At 44.4% G+C, this 8,987-nt stretch carries 11 protein-coding genes and 1 pseudogene; 2 read left to right on the top strand and 10 right to left on the bottom strand.

What is annotated here, in order from left to right; translation table 11 throughout:
- Positions 1 to 10: 10 nt before the first annotated feature.
- Together ACFIML_RS08255 and ACFIML_RS08250 are read right to left on the bottom strand one after the other, a co-directional pair.
- Entirely contained in the window at positions 11 to 241 is a 231-nt protein-coding gene (locus tag ACFIML_RS08255; RefSeq protein WP_375687881.1) for a hypothetical protein, read from the bottom strand.
- Complete coding sequence (locus ACFIML_RS08250) at positions 238 to 402, bottom strand: hypothetical protein (protein ID WP_375687879.1); 165 nt, start codon at positions 400 to 402, stop codon at positions 238 to 240. Before ACFIML_RS08250 ends, ACFIML_RS08255 begins: the two co-directional genes overlap by 4 nt.
- A 203-nt stretch (positions 403 to 605) precedes the next feature.
- On the opposite strand from ACFIML_RS08250, the pseudogene ACFIML_RS08245 reads away from it, so the two are divergent.
- Positions 606 to 3,092 (top strand): annotated as a pseudogene (locus tag ACFIML_RS08245) (toprim domain-containing protein); the annotation flags it as partial.
- On the opposite strand, the gene ACFIML_RS08240 reads toward ACFIML_RS08245, so the two are convergent.
- The 8 genes from ACFIML_RS08240 to ACFIML_RS08205 all read right to left on the bottom strand — a co-directional run bounded on the left by ACFIML_RS08240 (position 3,086) and on the right by ACFIML_RS08205 (position 6,091).
- Positions 3,086 to 3,535 carry a hypothetical protein gene (locus ACFIML_RS08240; RefSeq protein WP_375687877.1) on the bottom strand — a complete coding sequence of 150 codons (450 nt, stop codon included), beginning with the start codon at positions 3,533 to 3,535 and terminating at the stop codon, positions 3,086 to 3,088. The pseudogene ACFIML_RS08245 and the gene ACFIML_RS08240 sit on opposite strands and share 7 nt — an antisense overlap.
- A gap of 161 nt (positions 3,536 to 3,696) precedes the next feature.
- Positions 3,697 to 4,380, bottom strand: a complete 684-nt coding sequence (locus ACFIML_RS08235) for a hypothetical protein (protein WP_375687875.1) — start codon at positions 4,378 to 4,380, stop codon at positions 3,697 to 3,699.
- Positions 4,381 to 4,536: 156 nt separating this feature from the next.
- Complete coding sequence (locus tag ACFIML_RS08230) at positions 4,537 to 4,977, bottom strand: hypothetical protein (RefSeq protein WP_375687873.1); 441 nt, start codon at positions 4,975 to 4,977, stop codon at positions 4,537 to 4,539.
- Positions 4,950 to 5,111: a hypothetical protein gene (locus tag ACFIML_RS08225; protein ID WP_375615434.1), complete on the bottom strand. Its 162-nt coding sequence runs from the start codon at positions 5,109 to 5,111 to the stop codon at positions 4,950 to 4,952. The genes ACFIML_RS08230 and ACFIML_RS08225 overlap by 28 nt, the downstream gene beginning before the upstream one ends.
- Positions 5,112 to 5,138: 27 nt before the next feature.
- Positions 5,139 to 5,543: a hypothetical protein gene (locus ACFIML_RS08220; RefSeq protein ID WP_375614088.1), complete on the bottom strand. Its 405-nt coding sequence runs from the start codon at positions 5,541 to 5,543 to the stop codon at positions 5,139 to 5,141.
- A 138-nt stretch (positions 5,544 to 5,681) separates the two neighbouring features.
- Positions 5,682 to 5,804, bottom strand: coding sequence for a hypothetical protein (locus ACFIML_RS08215; RefSeq protein WP_375687871.1), 123 nt, complete (start codon positions 5,802 to 5,804; stop codon positions 5,682 to 5,684).
- A 6-nt stretch (positions 5,805 to 5,810) separates the two neighbouring features.
- Entirely contained in the window at positions 5,811 to 5,942 is a 132-nt protein-coding gene (locus tag ACFIML_RS08210; RefSeq protein ID WP_375611635.1) for a hypothetical protein, read from the bottom strand.
- On the bottom strand, positions 5,939 to 6,091 hold the full coding sequence (locus tag ACFIML_RS08205; RefSeq protein ID WP_375608156.1) for a hypothetical protein: 153 nt from the start codon (positions 6,089 to 6,091) through the stop codon (positions 5,939 to 5,941). The genes ACFIML_RS08210 and ACFIML_RS08205 overlap by 4 nt, the downstream gene beginning before the upstream one ends.
- A gap of 141 nt (positions 6,092 to 6,232) precedes the next feature.
- Here ACFIML_RS08205 and ACFIML_RS08200 point away from each other — a divergent pair, with 141 nt between their 5' ends.
- Positions 6,233 to 6,802, top strand: coding sequence for a hypothetical protein (locus tag ACFIML_RS08200; protein WP_375687869.1), 570 nt, complete (start codon positions 6,233 to 6,235; stop codon positions 6,800 to 6,802).
- Positions 6,803 to 8,987: the final 2,185 nt, after the last annotated feature.

The raw sequence follows: 8,987 nt of genomic DNA, 5'->3' as shown, positions 1-8,987 counted from the left end.
TCAAAAACCTTCAATGAAAAGCAAACTCCTTGGCACTCTCCCTCCCACACAGGCATCCCAACACATGCCCCAACAAGGTATCCCAAAACAGGACTCTAGCATGCACCACCCTCTCACAGACATATCCACCCCGCCCTTCTTTCACCCCCTTCCTCCTTTCCGCTTTCCTCCTTTTCTCAAGGTGCCACTTCCCATGCTCTTGGCAAGCAGACATCAACAGAGCAGCTTCAAAAACCTTCAATGAAAAGCAAACTCCTTGGCACTCTCCCTCCCACACAGGCATCCCAACACATGCCCCAACAAGATATCCCAAAACAGGACTCCAGCATGCACCACACTCTCAGACATCCCCCCACCTTCTTGCATCATCCACCCTACCTGCTTCCAACGCGCCCCTCTCAAAGGGCACCACCTTCCTAAACCCTTGGCAAACAGATACCAACACAGCCATTTCAAAAACTTTCAGGATAGAGCAAGTCCCGCACAAAAAAGGACCGCATAGCACAAAACCTTTCACCATGTGATCGAACAACGAGAACAGTAAAACAGAATTCTCACCTCTCACATCTGAAAAAAACAACAATATATTCACCAGACGAATGACCATGAGCACAATTTTTGAAATCAAACAAAAACTTATCTCACAAGCAGATAGAATAGCAGAAATGCTTCTTCCCCAAGGGCACAAACGAGGCAACAATTGGATTGTAGGCAACACACGTGGTGAGGCAGGTCAAAGTTTATCGATTTGCCTAAGCGGCAGCAAAGCAGGGCTTTGGTATGATTTTGCAGAAGGCATTGGAGGAGATCTTTTAGACCTTTGGTGTGAAGTCAAAGGCATTAGTCTCTCTCAAGCTTTAGAAGAAGCACGCGCGGCTCTCAATCTGACACGCCCCAAACCCTTTATGGCACCCCATCGTTCCTATCGCCGTCCACCGGTCCCTACAGGGCGCCCCCCGCAAAATCTTGTAAAAACCTATCTCCACAAAGAACGCCACATTCCTTTAGAGATTATAAAGCGTTACCGCATAGGAGAAGATGGCGAAAAAATCATTTTTCCCTTTTATAAACCCGATGGCACCCTTGCTTTAGTTAAAGAACGGCTTGCGCAAGCAGGAGCAAAAACAAAACCTACAGCAGCACACTGTGAACCGATTTTGTTTGGCTGGCAAGCCCTTTGCCCTTCAAACCCAACCGCCCCGCAGGCGCCTCAACACGCACTCTCAACCAACCCAGCCGCCACGCAGGCACCTCAACAGGCATTCTCAACAACCCCAGCCGCCACGCAGGCACCTCAACAGGCATTCTCAACAACCCCAGCCGCCACGCAGGCACCTCAACACGCACCCTCATCAACCCCCACCACCACAAACGCGTCTCAGCACGCACCCTCGTCAACCCCCACCACCACAAACGCGTCTCAGCACGCTCCCTCATCAATCCCAGCCGCCACGCAGGCGCCTCAACACGCACCCTCATCAACCCCAACCGCCCCACACGCGCCTCAACACGCACCCTCATCAACCCCAGCCACCACGCAGGCGCCTCAACACGCACCCTCAACCAACCCAGCCGCCACGCAGGCGCCTCAACACGCACCCTCAACCAACCCAGCCGCCACGCAGGCGCCTCAACACGCACCCTCAACCAACCCAGCCGCCACGCAGGCGCCTCAACACGCACCCTCATCAACCCAAGCCACCACGCAGGCGCCTCAACACGCACCCTCAACCAACCCAACCGCCACGCAGGCACCTCAACAGACACCCTCATCAACCCCAGCCGCCACGCAGGCGCCTCAACACGCTCCCTCGTCACCCCCAGCCGCCACGCAGGCGCCTCAGCAGTCCCCCTTAATGGAGCGCGCACCGTTTCCCCTTCTTTCTTCAACAAACCGTACCATTGTCATCACTGAAGGAGAAATTGATGCACTTTCCTTAGCCGCCTATGGATATCCGGCGGTCTCTGTCCCCTTTGGAGGAGGCAGTGGAGGAAAGCACAATTGGATTGAAAATGAATTTGATCATTTAGAAGCTTTTGAAACAATTTTTTTAGCCACCGATATGGATAAGCCTGGTGAAGAAGCAGCCCGTGAGATTGCCAGCAGGCTTGGACGCCACCGTTGCTACCGTGTCCGTTTACCCCTCAAAGATGCCAATGACTGTTTAACCGCAGGGATTGATAGAGCCACCATAAAAGCAGCCTTTTCCTCAGCAAAAAGCTTTGCACCAGAAGGTTTACGGCGCGCCTCAGACTATAAAGACAAAGTCATCGGACTGTTTTGGCCAGAGCCTGAAAAACATCTTGGTTATACGGTTCCCTATCCTAAACTGAAGGATAAAGTGCATTTCCGCCCAGCAGAATTAACGCTATGGAGCGGTGCCAGTGGAGCAGGTAAAAGCCAATTGTTATCAGACTGTATTCCCCATTGGATTGCGCAAAACAGTCGGCTTTGCTTAGCGTCTCTGGAGATGAAAGGAGAACAATCGCTCCGCCGTTTAACCAAACAAACGGGCGGCTTAGAACAGCCTACAAAAGAGACAATTGAACGGATTCTTCATTTTTTAGATGAAGGGCTTATTCTTTATGAGCATGTTGGCAAATCAAGCGTTGACACCTTGCTTGATGTCTTTGACTATTGCCGTGCACGCTATGGCTGTGATCAATTTATCATCGACAGTTTGATGCGGCTTGGCATTGCCTCTGATGATTATGCAAGACAAGAACAAGCCGTTTATAAAATGGTTGATTGGGCTGTTTTAAACAGTGTGCACATTCACCTTGTCGCCCATGCCCGCAAAAGCGGTCTGGATAAAGATATCCCCAGCACAGAAGACATTAAAGGCGCCTCAGAGATTGGCGCCAATGCCTTTAACATCATCACCATTTGGCGCAATCGACCGTTAGAAGACAAAATCTTTGCCGCCTCTCTCGCACAAGAAAAAGCAGATTTAGCCAAACGCCCCGGCGTTATTATGAATATTGCCAAACAACGTTCTGGTGATTTTGAAGGCAAAATAGGGCTTTGGTTTGATCCCCAAACCTACCGCTATCGCTGTTCTTTTGAACAATCATTCCCTCGACGTTATCTGTAATACCCCACAAACCCCACTCTCTTTAAAAACGCCACCGCTTTCACACGCACACGCCCTGCTCCCATAGAAACAACAGGAAGGATCAATCCACAAATGACGAAAAACACCCAATCCTTCGCGAACCAAAGCCAGCTCAACCCTAGATTCTCTAATCCCAAATGCAAACAAAAAAAGCTCGCTCCAACAACGGCGCCCCCCTTCAATAACCACAAACAATGCGTCACCACCCCATCTCGCCACCCCCTCATATGCAAAATCAAAAACCACTCCAACAGTGCAGCAAACACCAGCCCCATCAAGGACAATAGTCCCCATGGTATGTCCACATTCTCCATCCCCACAAGAGCTAAAAAAGGACGACTCCTAAAACGCCGTAAAACAGCACTTCCTTCAAAAGGAGGGAAAGACCAAAAATACAATAAAACGCCACCCGCCACCACGGAATATCGAAGCGCTTGGAAACCTTATAAGTACACATAACGACAACAATAAAAAGGTAGAAAAACACCAACAACAGCAAAAAAAAACAAATCGTTCGACATCACATACCCCTCACAGCAAGCACATTAAAGATCACACCCATGGAGAAGAAAAACACCCCCTACTTTAAGAACCAAGCCCCTAGAACACGCGCACGCCTTACACCCTGATAAATCAAAGGAGAAAAAAATCCAACAATAAAGGGCAACACCCTCTCATCCGAGAACCAAAGCCAGCTCAACCCTAGATTCTCTGCTCCCACACGGGTAAAACAAAGGATTGGTGCCAAAATGCAGAAAAACAGCACAAAATTCAAAGCACGCAACAACCTCTGTAACACCGTATCACCTTGCTCGCGTATAAAGAACCCCAAGAGCACTTTCAACAATACAGACAAGAGCAAAACCTTTAAGAATACCGCCCTTATGCTATCCATATCCCTGACACCCACAGCAGCAAACCACAGGATAAAGCCCATCATGCAACAAAACATAACCGCCTTTAAGAACACTTGCCAAGCAACAGGCATACTCTTGACGCCCAAATGCACCAAACCAAGGACAGTTGCAAAAATGCAAGAAAATACCGCTCCCTTCAAGAGCAGCTCTCCGTCAACAGCACGACGGCCCACGCCCACATAAATAAAACCAAGGTAGGTGGCAAGAGCGCCATAAAGCACCACCCATCTCCAAAACATCCACCCTGTAACAGAGCGACGCTTGGCAATCTTATAAATAAAAATCAAGGCAACAGCAAAAAAGCAGAAAAAACAAGGCAACAGCAAAAACATCACATTGTTCGACATCAAATACCCCTCACAGAAAGAACATCAAAGATCACGCCGGTGGAAAAGAAAAATGCTCATTTTTTTAAGCCCCCCAACAGTACACGCACACACCATACCCCTCTCCAGAGCAAAAAAAGGAACAAATCCAACACTGCTCACAAACACCCCAATCGTTCAAGAACCCCCATTGTTCAAGAACCACCTATCGTTCAAGAACCCCCTATCGTTCAAGAACCAAAGCGTGCTCCAGCCCATATGCTTGGCTCCCACATGTGCCAACCCAACAACAGTGCCAACAACGCCGCCAAACACCAGAAACTTCAATAAAAATACCCCACGCGATATCCATTTACCCCGCACCCTCATAAGTAAAACCAAGGACAGCGCCAACAATGCAACAAATACCGCTCCCATCACTAAAAATTCCCACGATATATCAAAATGCTTCGCTCCCTTATAAGCAAAGCCAAGAACCACTGCAGCAATGGTGCAAAACACCCCCGCCTTCAAAAACACACCCCACGATACAGTCCTACGGTCTGCTCCCACCAAAATAAAACAAAGGACAGTTGCAACAATGCAAGAAATCACCCCCCCTGCCAAAACACCTCCCACGGAATAGCCGGTCGCCCCGCATCCTCATAAGCAAAGCCAAGAACCAAGCCAAAAATGCAGCAAAACGCCAGTCCCTTAAAAAATATGTCCCGCGCAACCACCATACGCCCCGCTCCTTCATCAATAAAAACCAAAGATCATGCCCAAAATGCCGCAAAAGATCAATCCTTTTCAAAGAATGAAATCCTAAACTCAAGACGCCTTGCCCGTCTATAAATAAGAGCAAGGACAAAGCCCAAAAGGACATAAAACACCCACTTGTTTAAGAACCACACCTGAGTCAAACCCAAATGCTCGGCTTGCGCATAAACAAAATCAGAGAGAGCAGCCAAAATGAAGCTCAACAACACCATCTTGAGGAACAACCCCTTCGTTACACCACGCCGCTGCATTACTTCATAACCCAACATAAGGAAAATACCGGGAATGCCATAAAACGCCACAGCTCGTAAAAATATGCCCCACGTCATCCCAAGAGCCTTCATTTCCACATAAACAGCCACAGAGACATAGGCCACAATACAGCTAAACACCAACCCCTTCAAAGACAAAAGCCCGCGCGCCATCACTCACCTCCCCCATCAAGTCACTCAAGAAAAATATCCACCATGCGACAAAACCCCTCTCTTTTCAAGAGCCAAATCATAACAAGATGCTTTACACCTCTATAAATCAGCCCAATGACAAAACCCAAAAGGATACCCTCACGGAATTAAGAACCAAAGCCAGCGCCACCCCATGCGTTCAGCAACCGTATAAACAACATGAGATCCCCGCCAATAACGCCCCCCAAACCCCATCCTCTTAAAAAAATTTCTTCCTTTCATGATCCCTCAAATACCTCCCCACATAAATAGAAATAAAGCTCCCAAGAGGCAGAAAAACATCAACCATGGCAAAAAACCAAATCCTGCGACATCAATCCTCCCCCCCACAGCAATAAAATCAGAAAGAATGCCCATCATGCAACAAAACGCCCATCCTTTAAAGAAGCAGAACCACAAAGAGAACGACACACACCACTCCCACAAAATCCCTCGCACAGCCCCCGCAAAATCCCCGCCCCCGTATAAATCTCTCGTACAAACAAATGACAGCAGCAAAAGAAAACCACCACCCCACACCCTTTTGAAAAACGTCCCCTCACGCAACAAGCAGATATAAAAACCTATTCCTCAACAAGCATACAACAGCACAATCCCGTTTCTTTGCATAAACATGAAAGAAGCAAATTTAAAATTTTTAAGGAGATGTTATGAGCCATCAAGAGAAAAAAAACATGCAAACCTGCCCGCTTGATCATCAAAATCAAGGAAAGCACATTGGTCATTTAAAGACGCAAGAAATCCCTGTAGAAACGCGTAATCCTTATTTTAAACCCAATCATCCAGAAAGTTCCAGTAACCCGCGCACGATTAAAGCCATTGCCAATGCACAAAGCCATCCCATTGCCCTTTTATATGCCAAAGGACATCTCAGCAAAGCCCAATATAAAGCGGCAGAACGTTTTTATTTTTACTGGCGTCAAAGCCAAGCCGATCTCCACATGAGCCTTGACTACACCCGTGAAAAGGTTGCCTGTAGCCAAGGGCACACACACCCCATTGAACGTCAAATAGCAGCATCCAATCAATTAAAAACCATTAAAGTTCAACTTGGTATTCTTGGCTATTCTCTTCTTGAGCGGGTTATAGGCTATGGACAAGCGATCAAAGAATTAAGTTCTTCAAAACGCAAACAAAACTCCCTTGCCGATCATTTACGAGATTGTTTAGACTTGCTCGCATTTCATTGGGGATATGCAAACCATAAACATTTTGAATAATCTCCCTCGCCATTTTAAGCGGCCTCCCATCCTTCCCGCTCCCTCTATAAGCCCCTTCCCCCACACACGAGCTCAACCATCCAGCAGCTCTCGCCCCTATTTCCATCACCTTGCCCCCACCCAAAAGGACAATACTTCACCCCCCTCACACATACTTAAGATACACCCCGCACTCTTAAAAACAAAAATCCTTCCCCCATATCAATCCTATAATCATGGGGGCTCTTAATGCGTTTTTTATTGAAGAATATTCTCAAAATGCTTGCATGCATCATAATATTTTTAAATATAGTTTAATTAATATCGAATCTTAAAATAAATATTCAATTGAAAAAAGTATTAAGTTTTAATGCAAAATGACAAAATTTTTTGTAAAAAGTATTTTTTATATTGCTATTTTTTCAATTCTCTGCTAATTATAATGTGTTAGATTCTTTAAGTATGATTTTTTTGTATTTAGTACGGCCTTTTAAATTTATTCTTTTTTGACACGTTCTGCGAGTCAATGTTAAAATTCTCCTGCTTTTTGGTCCTCTGATTGCGACGGAGGACTTTTTTTATGACTGTACTTTTTTGTAACTGTATTGTCTTCAATCACTTCCTTATGAAGCTTTGTGATATTTCTCTATAAGGTCTACCCGCAAAATAGATCATTCTTTTGTCAAATTGACTTGCGTTCCATTCTTAAAGAACAAAGATTCTTAACTCAATCTGATTTACAAACAGCTTGGATACACTTCCCTCTTGGCTTCCATTCCCTCTTGGCTTCTATTCAGGGTTTGCCGCTAAACTCAAGGCGCAACAGAAGATTGCTCTGTCTCAAAGATTCACCACGCCCCTAAAAAACACTTAAAACATATCCCAAAAAGCTTGCTTCATATCACCAAACCTTAAAGGATAGTGTTTTACGGTATAAGCTGTTTTACACCATAATAGAATGACTAATATTTGATGATATTCTTTATCGTATCACACCAATAGGCTGATGTATAATCACAATCAATTGTTCTTCAGATTAAAATTAAGAGAGCAGAATATCGCAAGATTCTCTTATTTATGTTGAATCAATCAACACCATTTCCTTGCGCGTTACAATCGGGAGAGACATATGAAATAAAGCACTTCAAAGATTTCAAAGATAAAGAATCAAAATGCCTCTTATGAACACGCTCAAGAGCCAAAGGCTGTCATCACATGAGGTGAGAATAGTATGATAGTGCTGGCTTTCCCCTTATGAGAATTTAAAGAAGGGCTTATCCACTTCACAAGAAATTTCTCCATTATCAGATTTACCAATATCCCCAATCACCAATATAATTGTGATGATAAGATCACATAATATTTTTAAACAAGTACGTAAATGCGCTACACAAATATATTCTATTTAGAACATTCTATTTTACGTGAGTCGCGTAAAATCCCATTAAAAAATAAAATCCCCCATTAAAAAATAAAATCCCCCATTAAAAAATAAAATCCCTATGAGAAAAAATCTAAGGCGTGAGAATAAAAACATGAGACAAGTATGATTCCATTCAGCTATTGCTCTTTAACCGTTAAACCGAATAAAAAATAGATTCGGAAAGTATGTTAATTTTCCTAACTTAAGAGATAAACTAAGAATATAGACAACATCTCTCCTAACATTCCCCTTTTTCTAGCATCGCGTAAGAATCAAAAATTATACAACTTATTTTGTCATATTATAACGCACTGTTTTTTTAAGACGGTATTGAAGCAGTTAAAACAATTGAAGTGTTTAGCCAACGCCATTAGCAAAGCTAAAAAAAACAAACTGTTGAAAAGCCGTGCATATCTTGTGTAAACACAAAAAAAACAAGAAAAAGGCACAAAAATATCTCAATTTTTATAAAAATACTCAGCGTCTTTTACGATTGTATTGACGAACAACCCTTATCCCATAATCATCTTAAATATTGAGAATAAAGAATGAATAGCCCTCGCAAATACAGCAACCTATCAATATAAAATATAAAAACAAATTTTTTTGTTATCTCTGTTTCTTATGGAATATGCCTTTCCCTATGAATGTACTTTGGCCTCCAAAGAGTACATTCAATCCATGGAAAGGATGCACTCTAGCCCTTAAAAAGAGTGCATCCTTCCCCTCAAGGGATACCTCCGACCCTCAAAGGAGGCATCCAATCTATGAGGATGCACTCTA

The sequence above is a fragment of the Bartonella sp. AC62GZZY genome (assembly GCF_042196525.1).
GTDB lineage: Bacteria > Pseudomonadota > Alphaproteobacteria > Rhizobiales > Rhizobiaceae > Bartonella.
The sequence above is the reverse complement of the archived record's forward strand: the minus strand, read 5'-3'. Positions and strand labels throughout refer to the sequence as shown.